The organism is uncultured Tateyamaria sp. (genome assembly GCF_947496075.1).
GTDB lineage: Bacteria > Pseudomonadota > Alphaproteobacteria > Rhodobacterales > Rhodobacteraceae > Tateyamaria.
Genome location: NZ_CANMBJ010000005.1, coordinates 1 through 25,445, shown reverse-complemented (window position 1 = coordinate 25,445; position 25,445 = coordinate 1). Strand labels below are relative to the sequence as shown.

Annotated in this window: 28 protein-coding genes and 1 pseudogene; 7 read left to right on the top strand and 22 right to left on the bottom strand. The window is 60.3% G+C overall.

Annotation, left to right across the window (positions count from 1 at the left end):
* The first annotated feature begins 105 nt into the window (after positions 1-105).
* Both Q1A51_RS17190 and Q1A51_RS17185 read left to right on the top strand, forming a co-directional pair.
* Entirely contained in the window at positions 106-765 is a 660-nt protein-coding gene (locus Q1A51_RS17190) for an RNA methyltransferase (RefSeq protein ID WP_299604129.1), read from the top strand.
* Positions 766-1,026: 261 nt separating this feature from the next.
* The gene (locus Q1A51_RS17185; protein WP_299604126.1) at positions 1,027-1,809 is read left to right on the top strand and encodes a lysophospholipid acyltransferase family protein; all 783 of its coding nucleotides are present in this window, start codon (positions 1,027-1,029) and stop codon (positions 1,807-1,809) included.
* 113 nt (positions 1,810-1,922) lie between these two features.
* Here the strand turns inward: Q1A51_RS17185 and Q1A51_RS17180 are convergent, their stop codons facing one another.
* From Q1A51_RS17180 to secG, 19 genes are all read right to left on the bottom strand, one after another.
* Positions 1,923-2,828 carry an aminotransferase class IV gene (locus Q1A51_RS17180; protein ID WP_299604125.1) on the bottom strand — a complete coding sequence of 302 codons (906 nt, stop codon included), beginning with the start codon at positions 2,826-2,828 and terminating at the stop codon, positions 1,923-1,925.
* A 98-nt stretch (positions 2,829-2,926) separates the two neighbouring features.
* Positions 2,927-4,105 (bottom strand): aminotransferase class I/II-fold pyridoxal phosphate-dependent enzyme, encoded by a 1,179-nt coding sequence (locus tag Q1A51_RS17175; RefSeq protein WP_299604122.1) that lies wholly within the window; start codon positions 4,103-4,105, stop codon positions 2,927-2,929.
* Positions 4,106-4,199: 94 nt separating this feature from the next.
* Complete coding sequence (locus Q1A51_RS17170; RefSeq protein ID WP_299604119.1) at positions 4,200-5,498, bottom strand: FAD-binding oxidoreductase; 1,299 nt, start codon at positions 5,496-5,498, stop codon at positions 4,200-4,202.
* Positions 5,499-5,543: 45 nt separating this feature from the next.
* Positions 5,544-6,905: a glutamine synthetase family protein gene (locus Q1A51_RS17165; RefSeq protein ID WP_299604116.1), complete on the bottom strand. Its 1,362-nt coding sequence runs from the start codon at positions 6,903-6,905 to the stop codon at positions 5,544-5,546.
* Positions 6,898-7,587: a type 1 glutamine amidotransferase gene (locus Q1A51_RS17160; protein ID WP_299604115.1), complete on the bottom strand. Its 690-nt coding sequence runs from the start codon at positions 7,585-7,587 to the stop codon at positions 6,898-6,900. The genes Q1A51_RS17165 and Q1A51_RS17160 overlap by 8 nt, the downstream gene beginning before the upstream one ends.
* Positions 7,588-7,626: 39 nt before the next feature.
* Entirely contained in the window at positions 7,627-8,961 is a 1,335-nt protein-coding gene (locus tag Q1A51_RS17155) for a glutamine synthetase family protein (protein WP_299604113.1), read from the bottom strand.
* A gap of 48 nt (positions 8,962-9,009) precedes the next feature.
* Positions 9,010-9,816, bottom strand: a complete 807-nt coding sequence (locus Q1A51_RS17150; protein WP_299604111.1) for an amino acid ABC transporter permease — start codon at positions 9,814-9,816, stop codon at positions 9,010-9,012.
* Positions 9,817-9,862: 46 nt separating this feature from the next.
* Positions 9,863-10,750 carry an ABC transporter permease subunit gene (locus Q1A51_RS17145; RefSeq protein ID WP_299210780.1) on the bottom strand — a complete coding sequence of 296 codons (888 nt, stop codon included), beginning with the start codon at positions 10,748-10,750 and terminating at the stop codon, positions 9,863-9,865.
* Positions 10,751-10,837: 87 nt separating this feature from the next.
* Positions 10,838-11,563, bottom strand: coding sequence for a transporter substrate-binding domain-containing protein (locus Q1A51_RS17140; protein ID WP_299604109.1), 726 nt, complete (start codon positions 11,561-11,563; stop codon positions 10,838-10,840).
* Between the two features lie 25 nt (positions 11,564-11,588).
* On the bottom strand, positions 11,589-12,362 hold the full coding sequence (locus tag Q1A51_RS17135; RefSeq protein WP_299210730.1) for an ATP-binding cassette domain-containing protein: 774 nt from the start codon (positions 12,360-12,362) through the stop codon (positions 11,589-11,591).
* Positions 12,363-12,486: 124 nt separating this feature from the next.
* Complete coding sequence (locus tag Q1A51_RS17130) at positions 12,487-13,224, bottom strand: PhnD/SsuA/transferrin family substrate-binding protein (protein WP_299604107.1); 738 nt, start codon at positions 13,222-13,224, stop codon at positions 12,487-12,489.
* Complete coding sequence (locus tag Q1A51_RS17125; protein WP_299210728.1) at positions 13,221-13,655, bottom strand: TerB family tellurite resistance protein; 435 nt, start codon at positions 13,653-13,655, stop codon at positions 13,221-13,223. The genes Q1A51_RS17130 and Q1A51_RS17125 overlap by 4 nt, the downstream gene beginning before the upstream one ends.
* A 25-nt stretch (positions 13,656-13,680) precedes the next feature.
* Positions 13,681-14,115 (bottom strand): TerB family tellurite resistance protein, encoded by a 435-nt coding sequence (locus Q1A51_RS17120; protein WP_299604104.1) that lies wholly within the window; start codon positions 14,113-14,115, stop codon positions 13,681-13,683.
* Positions 14,116-14,121: 6 nt separating this feature from the next.
* Complete coding sequence (gene rlmJ / locus Q1A51_RS17115; RefSeq protein ID WP_299604101.1) at positions 14,122-14,895, bottom strand: 23S rRNA (adenine(2030)-N(6))-methyltransferase RlmJ; 774 nt, start codon at positions 14,893-14,895, stop codon at positions 14,122-14,124.
* A gap of 202 nt (positions 14,896-15,097) precedes the next feature.
* A complete protein-coding gene (locus tag Q1A51_RS17110; protein WP_299604098.1) occupies positions 15,098-15,682 on the bottom strand; it encodes a ferric reductase-like transmembrane domain-containing protein in 585 nt (194 codons plus the stop codon).
* 8 nt (positions 15,683-15,690) lie between these two features.
* Positions 15,691-16,182, bottom strand: a complete 492-nt coding sequence (locus tag Q1A51_RS17105) for a twin-arginine translocation pathway signal (RefSeq protein ID WP_299604095.1) — start codon at positions 16,180-16,182, stop codon at positions 15,691-15,693.
* A 93-nt stretch (positions 16,183-16,275) separates the two neighbouring features.
* A complete protein-coding gene (locus Q1A51_RS17100; RefSeq protein ID WP_299604092.1) occupies positions 16,276-17,106 on the bottom strand; it encodes a hypothetical protein in 831 nt (276 codons plus the stop codon).
* Between the two features lie 96 nt (positions 17,107-17,202).
* On the bottom strand, positions 17,203-18,846 hold the full coding sequence (locus Q1A51_RS17095) for a CTP synthase (protein WP_299604089.1): 1,644 nt from the start codon (positions 18,844-18,846) through the stop codon (positions 17,203-17,205).
* Positions 18,847-19,005: 159 nt separating this feature from the next.
* Positions 19,006-19,371: a preprotein translocase subunit SecG gene (secG, locus tag Q1A51_RS17090; RefSeq protein WP_299210715.1), complete on the bottom strand. Its 366-nt coding sequence runs from the start codon at positions 19,369-19,371 to the stop codon at positions 19,006-19,008.
* Positions 19,372-19,487: 116 nt separating this feature from the next.
* Here secG and nthA point away from each other — a divergent pair, with 116 nt between their 5' ends.
* The 3 genes from nthA to Q1A51_RS17075 are packed head-to-tail and all read left to right on the top strand — an operon-like array spanning position 19,488 to position 21,081.
* A complete protein-coding gene (gene nthA, locus Q1A51_RS17085) occupies positions 19,488-20,105 on the top strand; it encodes a nitrile hydratase subunit alpha (protein ID WP_299604085.1) in 618 nt (205 codons plus the stop codon).
* Positions 20,102-20,776: a nitrile hydratase subunit beta gene (nthB, locus tag Q1A51_RS17080; RefSeq protein WP_299604082.1), complete on the top strand. Its 675-nt coding sequence runs from the start codon at positions 20,102-20,104 to the stop codon at positions 20,774-20,776. Before nthA ends, nthB begins: the two co-directional genes overlap by 4 nt.
* On the top strand, positions 20,773-21,081 hold the full coding sequence (locus tag Q1A51_RS17075; protein ID WP_299604079.1) for a nitrile hydratase accessory protein: 309 nt from the start codon (positions 20,773-20,775) through the stop codon (positions 21,079-21,081). The genes nthB and Q1A51_RS17075 overlap by 4 nt, the downstream gene beginning before the upstream one ends.
* A gap of 86 nt (positions 21,082-21,167) precedes the next feature.
* Here the strand turns inward: Q1A51_RS17075 and Q1A51_RS17070 are convergent, their stop codons facing one another.
* Positions 21,168-21,563 (bottom strand): DUF6524 family protein, encoded by a 396-nt coding sequence (locus tag Q1A51_RS17070; protein WP_299604077.1) that lies wholly within the window; start codon positions 21,561-21,563, stop codon positions 21,168-21,170.
* A gap of 174 nt (positions 21,564-21,737) precedes the next feature.
* Between Q1A51_RS17070 and Q1A51_RS17065 the strand changes: the two genes are divergently transcribed.
* Complete coding sequence (locus Q1A51_RS17065) at positions 21,738-23,030, top strand: adenylosuccinate synthase (protein WP_299604073.1); 1,293 nt, start codon at positions 21,738-21,740, stop codon at positions 23,028-23,030.
* Positions 23,031-23,040: 10 nt separating this feature from the next.
* Entirely contained in the window at positions 23,041-23,256 is a 216-nt protein-coding gene (locus tag Q1A51_RS17060) for a DUF2842 domain-containing protein (protein WP_299210703.1), read from the top strand.
* Here Q1A51_RS17060 and Q1A51_RS17055 read toward each other — a convergent pair.
* Both Q1A51_RS17055 and Q1A51_RS17050 read right to left on the bottom strand, forming a co-directional pair.
* Positions 23,235-23,783, bottom strand: coding sequence for a GNAT family N-acetyltransferase (locus Q1A51_RS17055; protein ID WP_299604070.1), 549 nt, complete (start codon positions 23,781-23,783; stop codon positions 23,235-23,237). The genes Q1A51_RS17060 and Q1A51_RS17055 overlap by 22 nt on opposite strands.
* A gap of 65 nt (positions 23,784-23,848) precedes the next feature.
* Positions 23,849-25,445: pseudogene (locus tag Q1A51_RS17050) on the bottom strand (hypothetical protein); the annotation flags it as partial.

Below are 25,445 nucleotides of genomic sequence, written 5' to 3'. Positions count from 1 at the left end.
TGGTGCCGGATGTCCGGTTTGAGCCCTTAGCGGGCATGGTGGCTCACAACTATTGGACCTACGGACGCGTCTTGAAACTTGCTTGCAACATGATAGCCATTTGGCATGGAAAACGCTGAACCCGAGAAATCCAAGGAAACTGTCCGCAAGCGTGCAGATGCAATAAAGGCATTCCGCTGCAAGAACCTAGTTGCTGTTATCGAAGACCCGGTTGACATCAAAAATATCGGGACCGTCATCCGTAACGCAAACGCGCTAGGTGTTGAGAAGGTCTATATCGTTGATCCACGCAAAGCCCTGCCTGATGATTGGCAAGAGATGCGGGAGCGAAAGTCCCTATCTAAGACCTCAGTATCAGCCGTGAAATGGACGTTTGTGAAACGCTTCAATAACACCGACGAATGCCTTGATCATCTGGAAAAACAAGGGTTTGTATCAGTCGTCACATCACCTCACGTGAAAGGAAAGAAAAATGTCTTTCTTCACGAAGGTGACTACACAACACACACTAAGCTGGCTGTGTGGTTCGGAAATGAAAAACGCGGCATTACTGAGAGTGCGGTAGACCGCAGCGAAATGTGCGTCGCTGTTCCGATGTTTGGAATGATTGAAAGTCTAAACCTAGGTACAAGCTCGGGCATTGTTCTCTACGAGGTAACCAAGCAGCGCAGAGAGTATCAGAGCAAATACCGACGCAGTCGAAACAAAGGGAAACGCTCCGAGCCTTTGCCGACGGTTATGCATCGTGGCGACCAGGATCGCTAACACGACACCAATTCAAAACGGCAGCATTGTCCGCTCCACCGACCATGGACATTAGATGGGCTAAGGTCCGCAAAGAGCCCAACCCAGCCATTGAGGCCAATCACTACTATCCGACTTTCTGTTGATGCGCTCGGCCCATTGCCGCATAGAGGCGGGGCGCAGGGTGCTTGTCGGGCCACGCGCCCAGAGGGCAGGCAACAAAAGCGCCACGAAGAATCCTCGTGAAGATCCCCCGGCAGACAGCACATGCGACGGGGAGCCATGTCACTTCAACCTCCGAACGGGCGGGCCGGACCGGCGGCCACGGACCCGGCTGGCCTGCGCGTCATAAAACGCGCCGTGCTGTTTCTGCTGGGTCCCTTCTATTTCCTCTATGTCGCCTTTGTGCCCCTGCTTTGTGGCAAACGGCAGGGTTTTCGCGGCTGGTACTGGCCACTGGTCAAACGTGCCTGTTCGCGGCTTTTGTGGCTGCTGAGTATTCGGACAGAGATGACAGAGGCCGACAGGGCCGCGCTGACTGCCGACACTGACAGCATCATTGTGATCAACCACCGCAGCCATCTCGATGGTTTCGCTCTGATGGACGTGATGCCCGACGCCAAGTGGATCACCTTCGCCGCCAAGAAGGAGTTATGTGACGCGGCCCTCCTGCGCCGCGGCTTCAAGGGTGCGGGACTGGTGGAGATTGACCGCAGTAGCGGCACGGTTGCGCTTGAGACACTCACCGCTGCCGTTCACGCAATGCCCGCGCGCCGCTCTGTCGTGCTTTTCCCCGAGGGCACGCGCACCGGGTCCGAAAGCCTTGGCGCGTTCAAGGCAGGTGCGGTCCTTGTCGCCCGCGCCACCGGCAGGACAATACGGCCCATCGTCATTCATGCCTCCGACCGCCTGTTGCCGCGCGGCAAACACCTGCCCAGAAGCGGAACGATCCGCATCGAGGTACTGCCGTCATTCGAATGCAATCTGTCCGCATCAGTTGACGACGATGTTGCGCGCCTGAGAGGCGCCATGATGGCCGTTTTCGATGATGCGGCGGATCGGTAATTCTCCAAGACCCATATTGCGCCACGCGAGGAGATGGGCTGGAGCGATACCCCCCATTGTCCGATTTATTTTGCAAAGCGGCTAATGACCGTTGATCCAATGATGTCTTTATCTCAACTGATGTAGTCCACAGCGATCCTGTGCTGCGGGCGCGTGATCCAGTCAAAGTACCGGGCACGCAGGTCTGATGCGATCGCGCCTGCCGTGCCGTTTGAAAACACCCGGTCATCCACCCGTGCAACAGGAATGACACCCCCACCCGAGGAGGACAGGAACACCTCGTCCGCCTCCAGAAACTCTTCAAGCGGTAGGGGGCGGGTTTCGGTTCGCAATCCTGCTTCAACGCACATCTCCAGCACTGTGCGCCGGGTGATGCCATGCAGTACGCCGTGGTCTGAGGTCACCACGCGATCCCCGAAGGCGGCAAAGACATTGAAGCCGGGTCCTTCGGTCACGTTTCCATCGTGGTCAAGCAGGAGCGTTGTTTCAAATCCTTGTTCCTTGGCCTCGAACAGGCCCGAGGTGAAGTCACCCCAGTGGTAGTTCTTGACGCGTGGGTTCACGCTGTCTGCCGGAATGCGGCGGACGGATTTGGCGATCCAGACTGATGTGCCTTGCTCTGCCGCCTCTGGCTTGACGATGTGCACATAGGGCACGCACCAGGCATAGAAATGGTTTGTGCAGTCGCGTGGATCACGGCTGCCGGGCACTGGGTTGCATCCGCGTGCAGTGACCATGGCGACATAGGCGTCTTGCAGGCCGCTAGCGGCGACCATCTGGTGGAGTGCGTCGCAAATCGCCGCGTGGTCCATGCTGATGTGATACCGGCCTGCCGTCAGCGATGCGATGAAACGGTCGACATAGTCGTTCAGGCGGAAGAACGCGCCGCGCCAGACCGGCACCACATCATAGGCGATGTCGGAATGGGTGAGCCCCCAGTCGGTGACGGGAATAGCCGCGTCTGAGATAGGGATGATGTGGCCAGCCATCCAGGCGGCACCCTGCGAGAGATCTGTCATGCCCTCACGCTACTGCACCATGTGTCTGTTGCAAGTCCGGCACGCATCGCCCATTTCCCAATGCGTGTTCCGAAACGCATTGAGGCCGGAGAAAGGTCTTAGGCCGCTTGCTGTTCTGTTGCGGTTGCCACGGCGGACAGCAAAGCCTCTGCCACAGCGTCGAGCGTGTCCTTGGGCAGATGCACGGGCAGGCGCACGTCACAGGCACGCATCAGCATGGCACGGGTTTTTGGTAGTTCGGGCAAGTTGGGGATGAATTGCCAGTTCCAGAAGGCGCGGGCGTTGTCCGTGCTGGCGCCAAACACCTGCACCTTGACCCCGATCTGCGCCGCTGCGGCAACAAAACTATCGACCTGCGCATCGCTCATGTCGATCAGGTTGAACTGGATCGAATCCGGGGCGCGCACCTCGCCATGCAGCGGGGCAGGGACGTGGATATGCGGGCTTTGATCCAGCAAGGCGGCGACATGATCATGGTTGCGCCGCCCGTCCTCGACCCTGTGGGCGAGGTGGGGCAGCTGCGGCCGAATGACGGCGGCACTCAGGTTCGACATGCGCAGGTTATAGAGCGGCCATTTGTTCTGGTGCTTGGCAAAGGCGTCCTGCAGAACCGGGTGTTTCTTCCAGTTATGTTCGTATGCGCCCGACATGATGATGGCGCGCGCGACCAGATCGGCGTCGTCGGTGATCATGATCCCGCCTTCGCCTGCATTGATCATCTTGTAGGACTGGAATGAAAAACAGCCGATCTTGCCGATCTTGCCGATCTTGCGCCCGTTCCAGAGGGTGCCGAGCGAGTGGGCCGCATCCTCGATCACCGGGATGCCGGCGGCGGTGCACAGTGTCATGATCGCGTCCATGTCGGACGTGTGGCCGCGCATGTGGCTGATGATAACGGCCTGTACGCTTGGCAGTTTGTCCACGAAATCGTCGATGTTGACGCGGTAATTGTCATCGACCTCGCACAGGACCGGCAGGCAGTCGGCGTGCAGAACTGATGAGGGCACGGCGGCAAAGGTGAAGCCGGGGATCAGGACGCGGGCGTCGCGTGGCAGATTGAGCGCCTTGAGCGACAGGAAAAGCGCGGCAGAGCAGGACGAGACGGCGAGGGCAAACTTGCTGCCCATCAGTTCTGCAAATTCGGCTTCGAGAAGCGAGACGGGTGCACCTTCGGATGCTGTGTAGCGGAAGAGGTCACCGGAGGTCAGCAGGCGGTCGATCTCTTGTCTTGCGGCGGCGGGGATGGGTTCGGCACTGTGCATGTCGGGGAGAGACATATTCAGAATCCTTATGATCGGTTTTCGTTTTTGTAAATCCGATAGACGCAAAAGGAAACGGTTTTGTGACGTTTGGGCTGAATTAAGCTTGCCGTTACAGGCCGAGGCGGTCGCGCAGAGCGTACCAGGTCATGGCGAGGACGAGGAGCGGGCTGCGCAGTTTGGCCCCTCCCGGGAAAGGTGTTGTGGGGATGGCAGCCATAGTGTCGAAGCCATCTGTGTGCCCTTGGACCGCTTGTGCCATCAGCATACCTGCGTGGGTCGCTGTACCCACACCATGCCCGGAATAGCCCGAAGCGCTGAGCATGTTGGGCGCCAGCCGGGCCACGTAAGGCAAACGCTTCATCGTGATCGCAAGCGTTCCGCCCCAAGCATAGTCGATCTGTACATCAGCGAGATGCGGAAAGATTTGCGTCATCGGTTTGCGCACCTTCGCCGCGATGTCACGGGGAAAGCGGTAGCCATAGCTTTCACCCCCACCGAACAGCAGGCGGTTGTCATGGCTCAGCCGGAAGTAGTTCACCACAAAGCGGCTATCCGATACCGCGATGTCTTGTGTCAGTACGCTGGCGGGGTCGTCCAGCGGCGCGGTGGCGGCGACGAAATTGTTGATGGGCATGACACGGGCAGCGACGGGGGCGTTCAACCCACCCAGATAGCCGTTGCAGGCAAGGATGACGTGATCTGCCGTGACAGAGCCATTGTCGGTCTTGAGCGTGATCTGTGCACCGTTTGTGATGCTGGTGACAGTGCTGCCTTCATGGATCGTTGCCCCGGCCCTTTCCGCGGCGGTTGCCAGCCCGAGGGCAAAGCGCAGCGGGTGCAGGTGGCCGGATTTGTGATCAATGACACCGCCGCGATAGGCAGGTGAGGGGCAGATGGCGTGGAAGGCATCCCGGTCCAGTACGTCGACGCGGTGGTTATAATGCCGGTCCATGTGATCTGCATAGGCGTGCAGGTCCGCCACATCGCTTTCGTCTTCCGCAGTCCAGGCGATGCCGGGGCGGTAGAAGCAATCGATCTGGTGCGTGTCTATCAGGTGCCGGACAAGGTCGGTCGTCTCCAGCCCCATGTCCCAAAGACGCCGTGCAGTCTCGGGTCCGACGATCTTCTCAAGGTATGGCTGCTCAACCCTTTGGCCGGTGCCCAATTGCCCGCCATTGCGGCCGGAGGCGCCAAAGCCTGCGCGATGTGCCTCCAACACAACAACGCGCCGTCCGGCCTGTGCCAGATGCAGTGCAGCGGACAGCCCTGTATATCCAGCACCGACAATGCACACATCTGCCTGTACACCCCCCTGTAACGGCGCACGGGGCGCCGGACTATCGGCTGTCGCGGCATACCAGCTATCGGGATAGGCCCCCGGTTGATCGTTGGCGGTCAGAAGGTCCATCTTCCCTGTTTCCGAAAAATCCTCCCCGAAGGGCCGGGTTGCCAGTTAGACGTTCAGTAGCAAATGCTCGCGCTCCCATGGGGAAATCACTTGCAGGAACTCATCATATTCGGCGCGTTTGACGATCGAATAGACACGCGCGAACTCTTCGCCCAGCACCGCGTGCAGGTCAGTGGCTTGATCAAACAGGTCCAGTGCCGACCCCAGCACGCGCGGGATGTCTCCGTCGCCTTCATAGGCGTCGCCCCGGAATTGGGCCGAGGGGCGCTGTTCCTGAATAAGACCCAGATAGCCGCAGGCCAGTGATGCGGCGATGCCAAGGTACGGGTTGCAGTCCATGCCTGCGATCCGGTTTTCAACGCGCCGCGCCTGTGGCTCGGACAGGGGAATACGGATGCCTGTTGTGCGGTTGTCACGGCCCCAAGCGAGGTTGATAGGGGCAGCGTGATCTTTCACGTAGCGGCGGTAGCTGTTGACGAACGGCGCCATGACCGCAAGCGCTGCAGGCAGATGGTTCTGCAGGCCCGCTATGAAGTGGAAGAACGCGTCGGTGTCGCCGTCTTGCGGACCCACGAAAAGGTTTTGGCCAGTTTCCATGTCGATGATCGAATGGTGGATGTGCATCGCACTTCCGGGTTCGTTCGCGATGGGTTTGGCCATGAAGGTGGCAAAGCAATCGTGGCGGAGGGCCGCTTCGCGGATCAGGCGTTTGAAATAGAACACCTCGTCCGCCAGCTTGACCGGATCGCCGTGACGCAGGTTGATCTCAAGCTGGCCGGCGCCGCCTTCCTGCGTGATGCCGTCAATCTCAAAGCCTTGCGCCTCGGCAAAGTCATAGATGTCGTCGATCACAGGGCCAAATTCGTCCACGGCCGTCATGGAATAGGCCTGTCGCGCCGCCGCCGGGCGGCCGGACCGGCCTGTCATGGGTTTGATTTCCTGCGCGGGGTCCAGGTTGCGCGCGATCAGGAAGAATTCCATCTCGGGGGCCACAACAGGTTTCCACCCCTTGTCGTTGTAGAGCTGCACAACCCGTTTCAGCACGTTGCGCGGGCTGAAGGGCACGGGCTGATCCTTGCGATCATAGGCGTCATGGATCACCTGAAGGGTCCAGTCACCTGTCCATGGCGCCGCTGTTGCAGTCGACATGTCGGGCTTGAGGATCATGTCTTTTTCGATGAACCCGTCTTCGCCTGCGGCCTCACCCCAATCGCCGGTGATGGTCTGGTAGAAGATGCTGTCGGGCAGGTGGAAGTAATCCTGTCGTACGAATTTCGAGGCAGGCACCGCCTTGCCCCGTGCGATGCCGGGCAAGTCGGCGATGATGCACTCCACTTCGTCCAGCCGTTTACCTTCGAGGTAGACACGTGCCGCGTCGGGCAGCTTGGATGTCCAGTTGTCAGACATGTGTTAGAGCCCCCTGCTTGAGAAAGGCCGCCATTTCATCGGCCACCTTTTGGCTTTGTATGGGGGCGTCCAGCTGCGCCCGGGCATTGTCGAGCAGAGGATCGGGCACAACTCCGGGGCCGCGATGCGTGGCGAGTGCATCCACCATGTTGGCGCCAAATTCGGGGTGGGGCTGTATGGTCCAGATGCGGTCGCCATAGACCAGCGCCGCGTTCTCGCAGAAATCGTTCGAAGCGATAACCTCGGCCCCTTCCGGCACTTCGACGACCTGGTCCTGATGCCATGCGTTCACGGCAAGGGTTTCGCCCTTGTAGTTGTATTCGCGTCTTCCCACCGACCAGCCGCCGTCGAATTTCACGACCTTGCCACCCATGGCCTGCGCGATGATCTGGTGGCCGAAACAAATGCCAACCATCGGGCGGTTTGCCGCATGGATGCCGCGGATCAGGTCCTCAAGCGGGGGGATGAACGGAAGGTCGTCATATGCGCCGTGTTTCGAGCCCGTGATCAACCAGCCGTCGCACACGTCCGGGCCGTCCGGGAAGTCCATGTCCACCACGTTGAAGGTTGCGAACTCAAAGCCGTGCCCGTCCAGCAGGCGGGCGAACATGGTGTCATAGTCACCAAGCGTTCCCAACACTTCGTCGGGCGCGTGACCGGTTTGCAAAATGCCGATTTTCATGGATCACCTGAGGGTTACGGGCCGAAGATAGTGCGCGGTTCAGACAGAGTCGAGGTAGATTTCCGTCTGCTCGTCTGGCGTGAGTTCGGCCATGTAGCGCGCTTCCTGTCGCTTCGTCATGTCCATGTTGCGGATCAGCTCAGCGTCGAAGATGCGTGCGATATGCGGGCTGTCGGCAAAGGCTGCCATGGCGTCTTCCCATGTGCTGGGAACCTGCTCCAGATCCTGCGCGTAGGCGTTGCCAGTAATCGGCGCGGGTGGGTCCTGTGCGTCCTCCATTCCGTTCAGCGCAGCGCCCAGGACAGCAGCGATGGAGAGATACGGGTTGACGTCACCCCCGGCCACCCGGTGTTCGATCCGGCGGGCAGCGGAGGGGCCGGACGGGATGCGGATAGCCGCCGTGCGGTTTTCATAGGCCCATGCGATGCCTGTCGGTGCGTGGGCACCTGGCACAAGCCGCGCGTAGGAATTGGCATGCGGTGCAAAGATCAGCATGGACCCGGGCATGGCGGCAAGACACCCTTGCACGGCGTGGCGCAGGGCGTCCGTGCCTGCTTCGCCCCCATCGTCAAAGATGTTCTTACCATCCTTGTCGAGCACCGAGAAGTGCATGTGCAGCCCGTTACCCGCATAGTCCGGATAGGGTTTGGCCATGAACGACGCGGCGAAGCCGTGTTTGCGCGCCAGACCCTTGACCAGCATCTTGAACAGCCAAGCGTCATCAGCAGCCTTCAGCGCGTCGGCCTGATGCATCAGGTTGATTTCGAATTGACCCAGCCCGCTTTCGGAAATGGCGGTGTCGGCGGGGATGTCCATCGCCTCGCAGGCGTCATAGAGCTCGGTAAAGAAGTCGTCGAAGGCGTCGAGCGTGCGCATGGACAGGATCTCTCCGGCGACGCGGCGCTTGCCGGATCGCGGCGACGGAGGCACGCGCAGGCGACTGCCTGTGTCATCGATCAGAAAAAACTCAAGCTCGATGGCAACAACTGGCGTCAGTCCTTTTGCAGCGAACCGGTTCTGGACTGCCGCAAGCGCGTGACGGGGATCGCCCATGAAGGGCTGCCCATCTTCATGGAACATCCAGATCGGCAGGAGACCCGTTGGTGTATTCAGCCAAGGCATCGGGACAAAGCCACGCTCGGTCGGGCGCAATACGCCGTCCCGGTCACCGGTTTCCATCACAAGGGGGCTGTCCTCGATGTCCTCACCCCAGATATCGAGATTGAGGACAGACATGGGAAAACGCGTGCCGCTTTCCGTGACCTTGTTGGCAAAGCGCACCGGCATCCGCTTGCCGCGCGCCACACCGTTCAGATCGGCGGCTGCGACACGGATGGCGCGGATTTCTGGATTATCGACAAGCCAATCGTGCATAACGTTCTTCTTCTGACTAAAAATACGACCGCCGGAGGCACTCTATCTTCACCGGATCAGGTTCATGCGCAGTTTTATCTTCTGGCGCGTGTTGGCGGGCAGGTGCCGGTTCAGGCGACGATTGACGACCCCGAAAAAGCCAATGATCACCAGTGTCAGCAAGATGAAATACGCGGCCAAGATCGGGTACGGAATGAACGGGTTGAAGGTTTTGTCCGCGAAATAGCTTGCGTAGTACAGCGCATCGCCTTGCTGTCCCCGTACCGGAAAGGCCGAGAAAAACACGAGTGTGGTGGCGTGAAACAGGAAGATCGCCTCATTCGTATAAGCGGGCCACGCCAACCGCAGCATCGTGGGCCATACGACCCGGCGGAAGCGGGACCATCCCGTCAGCCCGTAGGCGTCGGCGGCCTCGACCTCGCCTTTGGGGATGGACTGCAGGGCCCCGAAAAAGATTTCGGCAGAATAGGCAGCCGTGTTAAAGAACAGAACGATCAGCGCCCCGAGCCACGCTGCCGCGAATGGGTCAAAGAACGGGTGCACGTTCTTGAGGCTGAGGAAAACGAAGTAAGCAAAGAAGAACTGAATGAACAGCGGCGAGCCGCGGAAGACAAAGATGAACCACTCCGACGGCTTGCGCAGGCTGGGCGTGGTTGATGCCTTGCCCAGGGCCAATACCGTGGCCAGCACAAAACCGGCCAGCATCGCCAGCACGCCGAAATAGATGTTCCAGATCATGCCCGAACCGATCAGCGTGACCTGTTCGCACAAGGTAAAGTCATCTCGGGGCAAGCGGCGTTCCCCGATACCGATGGACCGCAGCGCATAGGCCTGAATCGTTTCAAGGCAGGTCATGTCATACCGCCCTTGCGCGATTGAGCTTCTGTAAACGTATAGCCCTTCACGCTTGCGTCCTCTTGCGCTGCGCATCGCCAGCGGTCGTGGCCTGTCCGTGGCTCAGCCGGGTCATCAGTCGCGCCAGCACAATCTCGGACACACGGGTGAAAAGCAGATAGAAAATCAGAAGGGCGAGGAAGTACCACATGCGCCAGTCGCCATGGGGGTAATCTGTGAAACGGGGGGTCTTGATGCCGCCCAGCTCGCGCGCCCAATAGACGAGGTCCTCGACCCCAAGCAGGAACAGCAGCGGCGTGGCCTTCATCAGCACCATCCACAGGTTGGACAGGCCGGGCAGGGCATAGACCCACATCTGCGGCACCAGGACCCGCCAGAAGGTCTGGCGCGGCGTCATGCCGTAGCTTTCTGCGGTTTCGAGCTGACCGCGTGGCACGGCCTGCATCGCGCCGTACAAAACGTTGGCCGAAAAGGCGCCAAACACGATGGCAAAGGTCAGGACGGCAATGGCGAAGCCATAGGTTTCGTGCACCCATTGCGGCGCGTTGCCCAGCGGCATCTTGGCCGCCTGACACACGACAAAGTCGTTGCCCTGGCGGATCGGTTCTGACCAATCGGGGCACAGCGTCTTGTGGCGGAGGTATTCGATCCCCTGGTCCAGGGCGATCACGAAGAATAGGAAGAATGCGACGTCAGGCACGCCGCGCACAACTGCGATGTACCCCCTGCCGATCCAGGACACCGGCGCAGTACGCGACCGTGCGGCAGAGGCACCAGCAAATCCGAAGGCCAAGGCGGCAGGGGCTGTAATCGCCAGCAACAACAGAACGGTCAGCACCGACCAATAGAGCGAAATGTGTTTCGTCGTGGTCAGGTAACAGGCCATCCACTGCCAATCCGGCAGGGTGCTCGGGTCTGTGCAGAAGCTGAAGATGAGAGGCCTCAATATTTCAGGGCGCGCAGCATCGTGAAGCGAGTGAAGGGGAGGGCTGCGACCTTCCCCTTCACGTCCTGTGCGGGCTTAGAAGAGTTCTGCTTCGTCGCCGAACCACTTTGTGATCATTGTGTTCAGTGTGCCATCTTCTTTCATCGAAGTGATGGCCGCGTCGAACTTGGCTTTCATCTCACCGTCGGTCTCGCGCACGCCCATGCCGACGCCGCCGCCGAGGGGTACAGGCTCACCGACCCAAACGATTTCCGGATCTTCGGCCACGATGGGCTCAAGGAAGGAGCCCTGGAAGAAAACGGCGTCCGCTTCACCGCTCTTGACGGCGGCGATCAACTCTTCTGCGGTTGCGAACTCCAGAAGTGTCGCGTCGCTGTCTGCCACGTAGCCGGCCTGGATCGTGTTGACCTGGCTGGCAACCATGCCGTTGATGTCTGCGTCTTCGGACAGGCCCACGTAGCGGGAGGCCTCTGGCGGCAGATAGTTCTGGGTAAAGTCGATGACCTCATCCCGTTCGTCGGTGATGCTCATGCCCGCGATGATCGTGTCGTAGTTGCCGGACACGAGGTTGGGGATGATGCTGTCCCATTCGTTGGTGACCCATTCACAGGTCAGTTCGGCGCGCGCGCACAGCTCGTCGCCAACTTCGCGTTCGAACCCGTCAACTTCGCCAGCATCGTTGATGAAGTTGTAGGGAGGGTAGGCGCCCTCGGTGCCCATGCGCACGACGCTGTGGCCGTCGGCCATGGCAAAGGTGGCTGTCATCGCAACTGCGACGGTCGAAAGAAGGATGGATTTCATGTGAGTTTCTCCCGTTGATTATTGGTTACGCGGCGTGGGTTGCAGATAGAAACCCACGCAGTCGTTCTGATTTGGGCGCGCCAAACAACTCATCTGGCGGTCCTTGTTCTTCGATCAGGCCCTTGTGCAGAAACACGACGTGGTCGCTGACATCATGGGCCAGTTTCATGTCATGGGTGACGATCAGCATGGTCCGCCCTTCGGCGGCCAAGTCCTTGATCACCCTGACAACTTCCTGTTCCAGTTCCGGGTCCAGGGCACTTGTCGGTTCGTCAAACAGCAGCGCTTCGGGTTCCATGCACAGCGCGCGGGCAATTGCGGCGCGTTGTTGTTGCCCCCCCGATAGCTGGGCGGGATAAGCGTCGCATTTGTCGCCGATGCCCACTTTGTCGAGGTATTTTCGTGCCGCCTGTTCCACCTCGGCCGGATCGCGGCGCAGGACGGTCACGGGCGCTTCCATCACGTTCTGCAGGATGGTCATGTGGGCCCACAGATTGAACTGCTGAAACACCATGGACAGGTTCGTACGGATACGCAGCACTTGCTTGGGATCTGCCGGACGGCGGCCATGGTCGCTGCCTTTCCACGTCACCTGCTCACCCTTGAACACCACATCGCCTTGCTGACTGTCTTCGAGCAGGTTGCAGCAGCGCAGAAGCGTGGATTTTCCTGACCCCGACGACCCGATGAGGGATACGACATCCCCCCGCTTTGCCTTGATATCCACGCCTTTCAACACTTCCAGCGGACCGTACGCCTTGTGCAGGTTTCGGATTTCAATAACGGAAGTGTCTGACACGTGGGTTGGCTGCGCTTGTTTCGATCAGCCGGTATAAGGGAGGAAAACATGTGCCTTGTCCACGGGCAAAAGGGACGTTTTGCCTGCCATTTGCGCAAATTGACGTAGGGAGAACCCGGTTTGATCAAGGTGCGGGCGGAATCGGGAAGGCGAGATACGCGGATGGCGGGAGATTAACGATGCCCTTTAGGCGAAGGGCGCAGCGATCTTCGTGCGTCAGGTTTGAAACAGCGGTTGCGATGGAATCGAATATTGGTTTCGGATCGCGTTCCAGCGCCGTGATATAGGGCAGTGCAGGGGTGGGCACCGTGCGATCGAAGGCGTCCAGATATGCGGCGGCGTCACTGTCCTCCGCAGCCCAAAGAAGGAGAGTCAGCGCATCGATGGCGGCAAAATCCGCCTGTCCGTTCAGAACCGTTCGGATGCTTTCGATATGCGCCTGTGTTTGCAGAGTCTTTCTTGGCTTAAGATTACGTTCTTCAAGGTGTGCCAAGGGGGCAGCCCAGCCCGATTGCGACAATGGATCGTTGAATGCCATCACACCCAGTTTGGACAGTTCCGCAAGAGAGCGCGGATCATCGCGGCGTCGGATCAGGTAGCTGAAATAGTGGCCCGTTGGGCAGTCGGGCAGATCGTAGTCAGGTGTTCCGACGAGGGTCACCTTTTCATGCAGTCGTATCCTGAATGGCAGCCCGCATGTCTGTGCAAGGAGCAGGTCCGGTGATTGCCATTCAGTCCAAGGATCTCCACCGCGGTTCAGCTGATCCGGTCCATAGCCAAGGGCGGTGCGTATCCCCGCCCAGTATCTGTCATGGGCGTCGCGCAAATGCGGCATGTCGTACATGCCGAACGATGCAATCACCCTGTAACCCTTTGACGTGCCTTGGCGCTGTCCTGATCCGTGATGCCCAACAGGTTGGTGACAAGGCGCAGCAATGCGTCCTCTTCCTGCGCGCGCTGTCCGTCTGCAAGCACCACTTTCCAGAGCGCTTCGACAACGGCCAGACGGTCTTCGTAGGCGACGGCGTCTTTTATCGCACGGGTGAAGCGGACGGTGTCTGGGGCGTCGGCTTCCATTGCCTCGGCTTCAGCTCGTAAGGCATTGGCTTCCTTATGTGAAAGTCCGTATCGGTCCTGTGTAATCTGATCGATCAATACACGTTCGTCGCCGGAGTAATCGTAGTCGGAGCGGGCCACGCGCACCAGCAATGCGGTTAGGGCCAGCCGCGCATCTGCGTCGGCAATCGGGGCGGGCTCGGGCTGGATCAGCCGTTTGAGGAGGTCTTGGAACATGGGTGCGGATATATGGCGGTTGTGCCTATTCGCCAAGCGCACGGGTGCGAATGTCGCCGCTGTCGTCGGGCGTGATGCCAAGCGCGGCTTCGATCTGGTGCAGCACGTCCTCTTCGATCCCGGCATGTTCGCCGTCGGCGAGCAACACCTGCCACATGGCCATGGCAAGGCCAAGTCGGTCGGCATAAGGCACTGTTTCCCTTAGGATATCCGCGAATTCGGGTGTGCCGGGTGCGTGCCGTTCCAGCGCCTCGCAGGTGGCGCGCAACTTTGCGGCCTCCAACGGTTTCAGGTCGAAGGTCGCTGACAGGATCTTGTCTATCGCGGCCACTTCCGGTGCCTGGTATTCGCGGTCGGCCATCGCGACCCGCACCAGCAGCGCGCCAAGGGCGAGTTGCGGCGTGGGTTCGGGCAAAGGTTTGGTTTCCTTGGGTCTTTTGGGGAAAAGGCGTTCGAACATGGCGTGTCACTTCAATTGGTCAAAGCGAGTTTTCAGATTTGCGGCCTGTTCGGCAAGACCGAAGGGCGGATTGATCACAAATAGGCCAGACCCAACCATGCCGTGACCGGGGCGTGCGGGGGGAAACCGCACTTCGTGCCGCAGTGCGTCTGGGTGATCTTTTTCAAGTGTCTTCAGCATGTTGTTGTGCGCATCTGATGTGAGGATCGGATACCAGAGAACGATGATGCCCACATTCCACGCACGTGCGTATTTTTTGATGTGACCGGGGATCGTTGCGTAATCTTCTTTCACCTCAAAGCTGGGGTCGATCAGCATCAGGCCGCGCCGCGGCGTCGGAGGCAGGATTGAATGGGCCATGGCAAAGCCGTCGGCGCGGTGGATCTTGGCCGTTGGCAGCGCCAATTCCAGCGCGTTGTGTTCTGCAGGGTGCAGTTCTGCCACCGTCAGCACGTCATCGTCCCGGAGCGTTTGTGCCGCGATCATGGGAGAGCCAGGATAAGCGCTTTCACCATGTATTTCATGGGTTTGCTGAAGGCATCTCATGTAGGGATGATCGCTTGGGAACCAGTATTGCACCCGCGCAATACCCTGTGCCGCTTCGCCGGTCTTGAGCGCTTCGTCGGCTGTCAAATCATAGAGTGCCCGACCGCCATGTGTTTCGATGTAGCTGACCGGTTTGTCCTTGCGGGTGAGATAGTCCAGCATCCAGGCCAGAAGGCTGTGCTTGTGAACATCCGCAAGGTTTCCGGCGTGGTATATGTGCTGGTAGCTGAGCATGGGGGCTTATGGCCCGGAGGGCACCGAACGCGCAACGGTTAACGGCCTGATCCGTGCATCAACGCGGATATGCGCGTTAATGCCTACAAAACAAGGGGAATCGGCCTGTCACCCCGCGTGCACCCTCTGTGCACCCCCGTACACCGGTTGCGCTGCTTTTGCCGGGTTAACGGGCCGTGCGCTGCCAAAGCTTGCCAATCCGTTAACGTCGTCGGGGGCGGAGGCGCGGGGCGATCCGCAGGGCGGCCAGGAGGACCAATACACTCAGGCCGTACTTGGTCACGGTCTCCATCGTGCCTTCGATCAGCAAGACGTGGATCACCGTGCCGATGGCAATCGTCAGGGCCAGCGCCACATGCGCCCGTCGCCATGTCATCGGGCGGACGGTGATGCGTTTGCGAAGGGCGGCCATGAGGGCGGCGGCGAACACGGCCCACATGGCGATGACCCCCCAGACTGAAAACGGCGTGGGCGAGGTGAAGGTCAGTGCGTCGATCACATCCGGTGGGCTTGTGATCCAGAGGCCTATGACATGAGTGACTACGGCCCCCAGCAGCAGCGCCCCTGTCAGGCGGTGCAGGCGGCGCGCGCGGGTCTGGGGCAGGTTGGGCAGATCACCGGCGGCGAGAAGCGGTTGCACCAGCAAAAGCGTCATACCGAAGATGCCCGCAAAGCCCGATGCGATGTAGATGCCGTCCCGCCATTGCAAGAGCGGGCTGAACCCTGCGGCTACCAATGGTGCAGCAATTGCGGCAGCCAGCGCGGTCCACGGAATAATGCCGCGCATAAAGGCTGTCAGCCCTGTAGCAGGACGAACTGCACGTCGAGCGTTGTATCAGAGGCGCTGGACATGATCGGGCGCAGGAACACGGTCTGAAAGCCGTTGTTGTCGAACTCTGCATCATAAGCGAGGTGCCCGTGCGGCTGGCCAAAGGCCGGAACGATTTGCGGCATGTCCATCTGGAACCGGCCCTGTGTATCTGTGAGCGTCGCCCCGTGGCTGCGTTCGTCCCGTTCATGCCCTTCCGTTGTGTGCGCCCACATCTGGATACGGGCGTTGGGGATAGGCGCGCCGTCACCTGCGTTGAGGACGGTGCCGGTCATCAGAAACCCGCCGCCGCCGATACGGTCAACGATGGGCGCGCCGGGGCGGTAGTTGTTGGCGCCGCCGCGCATGGTCGGGGTCGGGGCAAGGCCCGCGGCGCGGGCGGGGACGGTCAGACCGGACGTCAGCAGGGCGGCTGTACCGGTGGCCAGAACGGTGCGTCGGTGGAATGAGGTGGTCATGGGCATGTCTCCTCGGGTGGCGGTTGCCTATGAGGTAAGAGAGTATCACGTTGGATAAACCGGGGTCACGGGGTCGTGATGTGCCGGGCTTGCTCAGGTTTCGTCCTCGAGCCACGTTATGAACCGGCCTTTGACAAGCCAGGAGATACCGAAAGCAATCAACGCGGCGGCCTCGCACCAGAAGGTCCAGTTGCCGGCATCCCACCACGGCCAGGGTACGCCGGTCAGCCATGGGATCAACGCGGCACTGCCCATGGCAAGGATCGCCAGCACGATGACAGAGCCCGCAGCATAGTAAAAGGTGTTGCGGATGACCTTGACCTGCGTCGGCTTTCCGAGTGCATCGCGTTGGTCGTCATCCACGGCTGTGAACACGAAAAAGCAAAACCAGGCGAGAAAGAAGAACACGAAGGCGGCAGACGCGTAGTGGATGACGCTTGCGTATTCAAAAAGTCGAAACGCGGTGGTGGGATCAAAGGTGCCGTCCAGCGCGGGCGCGCCGTCGACAAGGCGCATGGTCAGTTTAGGCCGCGCCGCGAATATCTCGGTGTCGCACCCCCAGCCACTGGTTGGAAAGAGGGCGATACCGAAGGCTCCGATCCCGGCATATGTTGCCAGCCGGTTTTCGGCTCCGAGCCTGTCTTCACCACGGTAGACTACGAGGTAGGCGCCGATGAAGCATAGTGCACCGGTAAACACCGTGCCCCAGAGCGGTGCGTAGTAGAAGTGGCTGATCGAATAGCGGAAACAGGTGTCGATATATGGATTGTCCGAGGGCAGGTGAGACGCGATCCACAGTATGACGGGCAATCCAACCGCGACACTGCCGACCACCCGCGCAAGTGCGCGCTGATCAATGGCTGAGTATTTGTCGCCGTGTCCCGCTGCGGCGTAGCGATCGTGCCCGACTTGAAATAACGACATGGGCGCCCTCCGAAATTGAGTGTGTTCAATGCGGAGGATACTACTCGTTTTGCGAGAATTTCGCGAGTGATTTACAGCACGCGCGCCGTTTGGCGGTCACACCAGCCGTGACATATCCTTGGCCGCGCGCACGAAATCCTGGAACAACGGGTGGGGATCGAAGGGCTTGGATTTCAGTTCCGGGTGGAACTGCACGCCGATGAACCACGGGTGATCTGACCATTCCACGATCTCCGGCAGACGGCCATCCGGCGACATGCCTGAAAAACTGAGCCCCGCTTTTTCCAACTGCTCGCGGTACTTGATGTCGACCTCGTAGCGGTGGCGGTGGCGTTCGTCGATCGTGGTGGTGCCATAGGCTTCGGCCACGCGGCTGCCTTCCGTCAGGGTGGCGTCATAGGCTCCAAGGCGCATTGTCCCGCCCTTGTCGTCGCCCACCTTGCGTTCGACCTTGTGGTTGCCCTGCACCCATTCCTTGAGGTGGTAGACCACCGGTTCAAACCGTTTCTTGCCCGCCTCGTGGTCAAATTCCTCGGACCCTGCGGTTTTCAGGCCAGCCACGTTACGCGCCGCTTCGATCACTGCCATTTGCATGCCAAGGCAGATGCCGAGGTATGGGACCTTGCGGGTGCGGGCGAACTCGGCCGCCTTGATCTTGCCTTCGGTGCCGCGTTCGCCAAAGCCGCCGGGCACGAGGATGGCATTGAACCCTTCGAGATGGGGTGCGGGGTCTTCGTTGTCGAACAGTTCGGCATCGACCCATTCGACCTTGACCTTGACCCGGTTGGCCATGCCGCCATGGGTTAGTGCCTCGGCAATCGATTTATAGGCGTCTTCAAGCTGGGTGTATTTGCCGACGATGGCGACCTTCACTTCGCCTTCCGCGTTGTGGATGCGGTCGCTGACGTCTTCCCACTTTGCGAGGTCCGGCTTGGGCGCCGGGCTGATCTGGAAGGCGTCGAGCACGGCTTGGTCCAGCCCTTCGGCGTGGTAGGCGAGAGGGGCGTCATAGATGGTGCCAAGGTCCTGCGCAGCGATCACGCTGTCGGGGCGGACATTGCAGAAGAGGGCAAGCTTCTCGCGCTCCTTTTCCGGGATTAGCCCCTCTGACCGGCAGACCAGAATGTCGGGGGCAATGCCGATGGACCGCAGTTCCTTGACGCTGTGCTGGGTCGGCTTGGTTTTCAATTCGCCGGACGCCTTGATCCATGGCAGCAGCGTCAGGTGCATGAAGATGCACTGGCCGCGCGGCTTGTCCTGGCTGAACTGGCGGATGGCTTCGAAGAAGGGCAGCCCTTCGATGTCACCCACAGTGCCGCCAATCTCGCACAGCATGAAGTCGACCTCATCATCGCCGATCTCGATGAAATCCTTGATCTCGTTCGTGACGTGGGGAATGACCTGGATCGTTTTGCCCAAGTAGTCGCCGCGGCGCTCCTTTTCGAGGACGTTGGAGTAGATGCGGCCAGAAGACACGGAATCGGTTTTGCGCGCAGCCACGCCTGTAAAGCGTTCGTAGTGGCCAAGGTCGAGGTCGGTTTCCGCGCCATCGTCGGTCACGAACACTTCGCCATGCTCAAAAGGCGACATGGTGCCGGGATCGACGTTCAGATAGGGGTCCAGTTTACGCAACCGTACGGAAAAGCCACGGGCCTGCAGAAGCGCACCAAGGGCGGCTGATGCCAGCCCTTTGCCCAGCGATGACACAACGCCGCCCGTGATGAAAATGTAGCGTGCCATGTGGTGCAGTCCCCCGTGGTTCAATCAGGCCTTCAGGCCACTGTGAGCAGACGCATGAAAGCGTTCCCCACGGGGCCTCAGTATAACAGGATTCGGTTCAACGGGGCAAGGAGGCCGCAACATGATGTTGCAGCTTTTCGCATCCCCGCAAGGTTTTGTTTAGTCGGCGCTGGGAACCAGCGGCGCGTCGTCGTCGCCGGTCGGCGGCAACAGGTCGCCACCTGGCGGCACCAGATCGTCGGCGGGCGCATTTTGCGCAGGCGGTGTGATGCCCAACTGGTCAATGACGGACGTGCCGGATGCGTTCTGTGCCGCGATGATCGTCAACGTGATCGACGTAATGGTGAACCCGATCCCGAGGATCCAGGTCACTTTGCCCAGTGCGGTCGCTGCTGGTCGGCCTGTGGCCGCACCACCTCCGCCGCCGCCCATACCAAGCCCACCCCCTTCGGAGCGCTGCATCAGCACCACGGCAATCAGGCCGAGGGCAAGGATCAGGTGGATGATCAGGACGACATTTTCCATGAAGCGTTCAAGGCTCTTTGCTGCGCGATGGGCGGTATCTATGCAAGTTTGCGAAGCGGGGCAAGGGCGGTTTCGGCCTCTGGACATTTGTGTACGTAGGGTTCCATGATCAGGCCATGCCCCATGACCATTCCGACCACGATCACCCGCATTCGCTGTTGCCCTCTGACCCTGCGTTGCGGGTCAAGGCGCTGGAAACCATCCTGACCCAGAAGGGGCTGATTGATCCCGCGGCTCTGGACGAGATCATTGACACCTATGAAAACAAGATCGGCCCCAAGAACGGCGCCCATGTCGTGGCACGGGCGTGGTCCGATCCCGCGTTCAAGGCTGCCTTGCTGGAGGACGCCGATCCGGTACTGGCGGAGCTGGGCTATTACGGGCGGCAAGGCGAACATATGGTGGTGGTCGAGAACACGGAAGCCGTACACAACATGGTCGTCTGCACGCTCTGCTCATGCTACCCGTGGCCGCTGCTGGGCATTCCGCCGGGCTGGTACAAGTCCGATGCGTACCGATCCCGCGCGGTGCGTGAACCGCGCAAGGTGTTGGCAGAGTTCGGTGTGACTTTGCCGGAGGGGCAGGCCATGCGCGTCTGGGATTCGACGGCCGAGGTGCGGTACCTTGTTCTGCCGCAACGGCCCGAAGGCACGGAAGGCATGGATGAGGTCGCACTGATGGCATTGGTCACCCGTGACAGCATGATTGGCTGCGGTCTGGCGGTGTCACCATGACGCGCGTGCACGATATGGGCGGTCGTTTCGGGGATGGCGCCGTGTCGCCAGAGCCTGAGGATGTGATCTTTCATGCCGACTGGCATCCGCGCGCGCTGGCGATCACGCTGGCATGTGGGTCGCTGGGGCTGTGGAACATTGATGTGTCGCGCCACGCGCGCGAGTGCCTGTCCCCCAAGGATTACGGGCGCTTTTCCTACTACGAGAAATGGGTGGCGGCGCTGGCTGATCTGTTGGTTGATACAGGGGCTGTGAGCCGCGATGAGCTGGCGCAGGGGGCGGCACAGGGGCCAAGCGATCTGGCGGACAAGCGGTTGGCTGCGGCGGCCGTGGCGGGAGTTTTGGCCAAGGGTGGCCCCGCGACGCGCCCCAGCAATGTCGCAGCCCTCTTCGTCGCAGGTGACACAGTGCGCATTCGATCACTGCCAGAGAATATGCAGGTGCCCGGTGGGCACACGCGGTTGCCTGCCTATGCGACGGGTGCGCTGGGTACGATTGTGCGACAGCACGGAAGCCATGTGTTGCCTGACAGCAATGCGCACCGATTGGGCGAAGCGCCTGAACCGCTCTATGCCGTGGCGCTCAGGGCGCAGGACATCTGGGCGCATCCGGAACATCCCGAGGATGAGGTGATCCTTGACCTGTGGCAAAGCTACCTGTCAGCCACATGACGCCCGAGCCGAGTTTTGAAGCCCCATGGCACGCGCAGCTCTTTGCTTTGACCGTGCATTTGAACGAGGCAGGGCATTTTGCCTGGCCCGACTGGGCTGCGCGCTTTGGCGCAACGTTAAAGCGGCACGGCCTGGCGAAAGAGTTGAATGGCGGGGACGATTACTTCGTCGCGTGGCTCGAAACACTCGAGGCGCTGTTGACCGAAACAGGGGCCGCCGAAGCGGCTGCGCTTTCGGATATGCGCGCGGAGTGGGAAGCCGCCTATCTGCGCACGCCACATGGGCAGCCCGTGACACTGGACTGATCCTTCATCTTGCCAGTTAGACTTCGGGGGCTTGGGGGCTGGCCCCCAAGAATGACTTTTTCCGCCAAAAAATCTTGGCGGGGTTGCTACTCGTCCACGTCGTCCATATCCGCCTGCCCCGACAGGCGCCGCCGCACATGGCTCCAGTTCAGGCCGACCCCCAGCACAAGCGACAGGGCGAACACGCCCAGCCATGTGTTGAGGTTGCCGTTGTCCAATGTGAGCAGGCCCAGGTCGTACAGCACCCACAACACCGCGCCGACGACGGCCAGCACCAGTGCCATGCCGAACCCGCCAATCGATCGTAGCGTGGCGCGCAGGTAGATGATGTAGCCGATCAGAAGAAGGAGGCCTGCCAGCACCGCAATCGAGAGGTTGCTTGGCCCGTGTTGCGCGGCCCATGCGACGTAGTTGTATTGGGTCGGATTGTAGGTGACGGCCAGAAGGCCAAAGGCGAAAAGCCAGCGTGCGAAAAAGCCCATCGGGGTTGGTCCTTGGATCGTGCTGATGCGTTGATGGCCTGAAACCTGCGTGGGCCGCAAGCCGCTGGTGCCTCCGGCGGTGGTATTTTTCGTCAGAAGAAACACAGATACCGGTTTGCCTTGCCCGTGCGTATCGCTATACGGACGCGGGTTTGCTTTCTGAAAGGGCATCAAATGGCCAATGTGGTGGTTGTCGGCGCACAATGGGGCGATGAGGGCAAGGGCAAGATTGTCGACTGGTTGAGCGAGCGGGCCGATGTGATCGCCCGCTTTCAGGGCGGACACAATGCCGGGCACACGCTGGTCATTGATGGTGAGGTCTACAAACTGCATGCGTTGCCTTCGGGCGTGGTGCGCGGCGGCAAGCTGTCTGTCATTGGCAACGGCGTGGTGTTGGACCCGTGGCACCTTGTGTCTGAGATTGAGACTCTGCGTGCCCAAGGCGTGAAGATCACGCCCGAGACGCTGATGATTGCCGAGAACACGCCGCTGATCCTGCCGATTCACGGCGAATTGGATCGGGCGCGCGAAGCTCAGAATTCCGTGGCCAAGATTGGCACAACCGGGCGCGGCATCGGTCCCGCCTACGAAGACAAGGTGGGCCGGCGCGTCGTGCGTGTGGCTGATCTGGCCGACCCTGCGACGTTGGAGCTGCGCGTCGATCGCGCCCTTGTGCATCACGATGCACTGCGCCGTGGTCTTGGCCTTGATCCGGTGGACCGCGATGCGCTGATCGCCAAGCTGGCCGAGGTAGCACCCGCCATCCTTGAATACGCCGCCCCCGTTTGGAAGGTGATGAACGAGGCGCGAAAGGCGGGCAAGCGCATCTTGTTCGAGGGCGCGCAGGGTGCGCTTCTGGACATCGATTTCGGCACGTACCCTTTTGTGACATCGTCCAATGTGATTGCGGGGCAAGCCGCAACGGGTGTGGGTATGGGCCCTGGGAGCATCGATTTCGTGCTGGGCATCGTCAAAGCCTACACCACCCGTGTGGGCGAGGGGCCGTTTCCGACCGAGTTGGAAGATGCGGATGGTCAGCGCTTGGGCGAGCGGGGGCATGAGTTTGGCACCACGACAGGTCGCAAGCGTCGTTGCGGGTGGTTCGATGCCTGCCTTGTGCGCCAGACTTGTGCGACCTCTGGCGTGAACGGGATTTCGCTGACCAAGTTGGATGTGCTGGACGGCTTCGAGACGCTGAAGATTTGCGTGGGTTATGAGTTGGATGGCGAAACGCTGGACTATCTGCCCACAGCCGCAGACCAACAGGCGCGCTGTACGCCGGTTTATGAAGAGATGCCGGGTTGGTCTGAATCGACAGAAGGCGCGCGCAGCTGGGCCGATCTGCCGGCCAATGCCATCAAATATGTGCGCCGGGTCGAAGAGTTGATCGACTGCCCCGTCGCGCTACTTTCCACGTCGCCCGAGCGTGAGGATACGATCCTGGTGCGGGACCCTTTTGCCGACTGAGGAGCCTCGCATGGCGCTGCGCTACAAGACCCGGAAATGGCTTGCCCTGTTGATCCTGATCGTGGCGCTGCCGCTTTACATCGTGGCGGCTGTGTCCATCGTAGGGCTGTTCGACCGGCCCCCGATCCTTGTTGAGCTGCTGATCTATGTCGGGTTGGGTGTCATCTGGGCCTTCCCCCTGAAGTTTGTCTTCAAGGGGATCGGTCAGCCTGACCCCGACGCTTGACGCGCCTGCCATGTGGCTTTGCTGAGCCGGTAACATTCATAAATGGCTGTTCCGCTGCTGAGCGTTCGCGTTTCTGTTGCGACGTGATCGACGCCGAGTTTCGCAGTGGCTTTTTGTGAGCGGACATTATCGGTACCGATGTGGAACCAGACGGCCTCCATGTACTGGAAGGCATGATCCAGCATCAGAGATTTCATTTCCCAATTCGCGGCACCGCCCCAATAGGCGCGCGTCAGGAAGGTAAAGCCGATTCCATATTCGCCAGGGCTTTCCGAGGCCGGGTAGTAGCGTGAGCAGCCAATGATGTCATTGCTGGCCCGGTCCGTGGCGACAAGCGTGCCGCCTTCGCGCAGAAGCATCTGGAAATAGGGCGCGAACACCTCTGGCTTATAGCGGTCAGGCGACGGGTGCACCGCCCAGATGGCAGGATCGGACGCCGCGCGCGCAAGTGCGCCTTCATCTTCGGCCTGCAAGGGGCGCAGATGAAGGGTGGGGCCGGTCAGTGTGGGTTGGTCTGGAAAGCTCATATGCGCATCAGCCATGAAAAAAGGCGCCTGTTCAAGGGCGCCTGTCAAGAGTTCATTTGCTGGACTTAGCCTGCTTCGCGTTGGTCCGGGCGGTAGCCGATATCGCTTGTCACGGCAAAGCGGCCCCCTCTGATCTTTTCGATCTTGCCCGCGCGCAGCAGCTGGCCGAACGAGCGCAGCCCGTCTTCGCGGCTGAAGTCGCCTTGTTCGACCTGACGCACCTTGGTCATCAGTTGCGGGCGCGAGAATTGATCGCGGCCTTCCACGAAGCTCAGGTAGCTTGCGGCGGCTTCCAGCAAGGACGGCAGGTCATGCGCGCCCATTTCGGACGCGTAGTCAGCGAAATTGCCTGCGTCTTCGGTGCTTGTGCCGTCATCCATCGCCGCCACACGGCGCGGTGTGACAGGGCCCTTGGGCGCCGTGTCAACGTCAACACGTTGTTCCGCAACCAACTTGAGTGGCGCGGGGCGGTCGCTGCCCGGGCGCTTCGCACCTTCGCTGCGCGCTTCGGGACGGCGTGGTTTGACTACAGAGGCGAGATCCGAGCGGAACGCGCCTTCCTCTTCTTCGTCCTTCTTGCCGATGTCGGCATCCGCCTTTTTTGCCATGACCGCAGCCTTGAGATGCTGGAAGGCGTTGCGGCGGCGCGACCCTTCCGGTTCATCCATCTGGTTTTCGGCCTCGGCCATCAGGCGTTGCACGTCATCATCTTTGACGGCTTCGGGTTCTTCGGACGTGTCTGCCTCAGCTTCGACTTCATCAATGTCGGCGTCGCCGTCAATGTCTGTGTCGACGTCCTCTGATATCGGCAACTCCGCCTCGACCTCGGCCAGTTCAGCCAGCAGTTCGGCTTCATCTTCTGCCGACAGGGTGCTTTCGGCGGTCGAGTCCTCGACCTCTTCAAGCGCACCGCTGGCAATGGCCGCGTCGATGTCCGCGCGCTTGACCTTGATCACGCGTGCGCGGGGGTGGGCGGATGCCTCCTCCGCTTCGGGCGCATCGGCCTCTGCGCTGTCGTCAAAGAGGTTGTCGGCTACGTCCTCTTCCGATGCAGGTGCATCGTCATCGGCTGCCATCAATGCCGCCAGCGTGTCGAGACCAAGATCATCGTCATCATCCGCTTGCGAATCGGACGCGGCCACGATCACCTCTTCTGCTTCTGCTTCTGCTTCTGCTTCTGCTTCTGCTTCTGCTTCTACCGGTGCATCAGATTTATCGGCTTCAAGGCGGGCCAGGATGTCACCGATGTCGTCTTCGTCATCATCGGCTTGGTCAGCCAGCGCGTCATGGGCCGCTTCAAAGTCTTCGGCGGCAGAGATGCGGATATCTTCAGCCGCAACATCTTCGTCTACAGCTTCGGTGATATCTTCGAAATCGACTGCCGGGGCAAAGGCCTCGGCATGTTCGTCTTCGAACATCTCTTCGTCTTCTGCCTCGTCCTGGCTTTGCGAGACCACAGCGCGGATGCGCTGCAGCTTTGCCGCAATGCTGTCAGGTGCCGCATCGGCCATGTCCGCAGCGGTCGCGTCATCAACCAGTTCGGCTTCGACAGGGGTTGTATCGACTGTCGATTGGGCAAAGAATTCTTCGGCTTCGGCTTCGGCTTCGGCTTCGGCTTCGGCTTCGGCTTCGGCTTCGGCTTCGGCTTCGGCTTCGGCTTCG

Coding starts and splice junctions, on each gene's coding strand:
- nthA (WP_299604085.1), top strand. CDS start 19,488: ATGCCCCATGACCATTCCGACCACGATCACCCGCATTCGCTGTTGCCC.
- Q1A51_RS17060 (WP_299210703.1), top strand. CDS start 23,041: ATGGCGCTGCGCTACAAGACCCGGAAATGGCTTGCCCTGTTGATCCTG.
- Q1A51_RS17175 (WP_299604122.1), bottom strand. CDS start 4,105: ATGTCTCTCCCCGACATGCACAGTGCCGAACCCATCCCCGCCGCCGCA.
- Q1A51_RS17150 (WP_299604111.1), bottom strand. CDS start 9,816: ATGACCTGCCTTGAAACGATTCAGGCCTATGCGCTGCGGTCCATCGGT.
- Q1A51_RS17070 (WP_299604077.1), bottom strand. CDS start 21,563: ATGGGCTTTTTCGCACGCTGGCTTTTCGCCTTTGGCCTTCTGGCCGTC.
- nthB (WP_299604082.1), top strand. CDS start 20,102: ATGACGCGCGTGCACGATATGGGCGGTCGTTTCGGGGATGGCGCCGTG.
- Q1A51_RS17065 (WP_299604073.1), top strand. CDS start 21,738: ATGGCCAATGTGGTGGTTGTCGGCGCACAATGGGGCGATGAGGGCAAG.
- Q1A51_RS17110 (WP_299604098.1), bottom strand. CDS start 15,682: ATGCGCGGCATTATTCCGTGGACCGCGCTGGCTGCCGCAATTGCTGCA.
- Q1A51_RS17140 (WP_299604109.1), bottom strand. CDS start 11,563: ATGAAATCCATCCTTCTTTCGACCGTCGCAGTTGCGATGACAGCCACC.
- Q1A51_RS17155 (WP_299604113.1), bottom strand. CDS start 8,961: ATGCACGATTGGCTTGTCGATAATCCAGAAATCCGCGCCATCCGTGTC.
- Q1A51_RS17190 (WP_299604129.1), top strand. CDS start 106: ATGGAAAACGCTGAACCCGAGAAATCCAAGGAAACTGTCCGCAAGCGT.
- Q1A51_RS17180 (WP_299604125.1), bottom strand. CDS start 2,828: ATGACAGATCTCTCGCAGGGTGCCGCCTGGATGGCTGGCCACATCATC.
- Q1A51_RS17105 (WP_299604095.1), bottom strand. CDS start 16,182: ATGACCACCTCATTCCACCGACGCACCGTTCTGGCCACCGGTACAGCC.
- rlmJ (WP_299604101.1), bottom strand. CDS start 14,895: ATGCTCAGCTACCAGCACATATACCACGCCGGAAACCTTGCGGATGTT.
- Q1A51_RS17165 (WP_299604116.1), bottom strand. CDS start 6,905: ATGTCTGACAACTGGACATCCAAGCTGCCCGACGCGGCACGTGTCTAC.
- Q1A51_RS17170 (WP_299604119.1), bottom strand. CDS start 5,498: ATGGACCTTCTGACCGCCAACGATCAACCGGGGGCCTATCCCGATAGC.
- Q1A51_RS17075 (WP_299604079.1), top strand. CDS start 20,773: ATGACGCCCGAGCCGAGTTTTGAAGCCCCATGGCACGCGCAGCTCTTT.
- Q1A51_RS17125 (WP_299210728.1), bottom strand. CDS start 13,655: ATGTTCCAAGACCTCCTCAAACGGCTGATCCAGCCCGAGCCCGCCCCG.
- Q1A51_RS17185 (WP_299604126.1), top strand. CDS start 1,027: ATGTCACTTCAACCTCCGAACGGGCGGGCCGGACCGGCGGCCACGGAC.
- Q1A51_RS17120 (WP_299604104.1), bottom strand. CDS start 14,115: ATGTTCGAACGCCTTTTCCCCAAAAGACCCAAGGAAACCAAACCTTTG.
- Q1A51_RS17095 (WP_299604089.1), bottom strand. CDS start 18,846: ATGGCACGCTACATTTTCATCACGGGCGGCGTTGTGTCATCGCTGGGC.
- Q1A51_RS17100 (WP_299604092.1), bottom strand. CDS start 17,106: ATGTCGTTATTTCAAGTCGGGCACGATCGCTACGCCGCAGCGGGACAC.
- secG (WP_299210715.1), bottom strand. CDS start 19,371: ATGGAAAATGTCGTCCTGATCATCCACCTGATCCTTGCCCTCGGCCTG.
- Q1A51_RS17055 (WP_299604070.1), bottom strand. CDS start 23,783: ATGAGCTTTCCAGACCAACCCACACTGACCGGCCCCACCCTTCATCTG.
- Q1A51_RS17160 (WP_299604115.1), bottom strand. CDS start 7,587: ATGAAAATCGGCATTTTGCAAACCGGTCACGCGCCCGACGAAGTGTTG.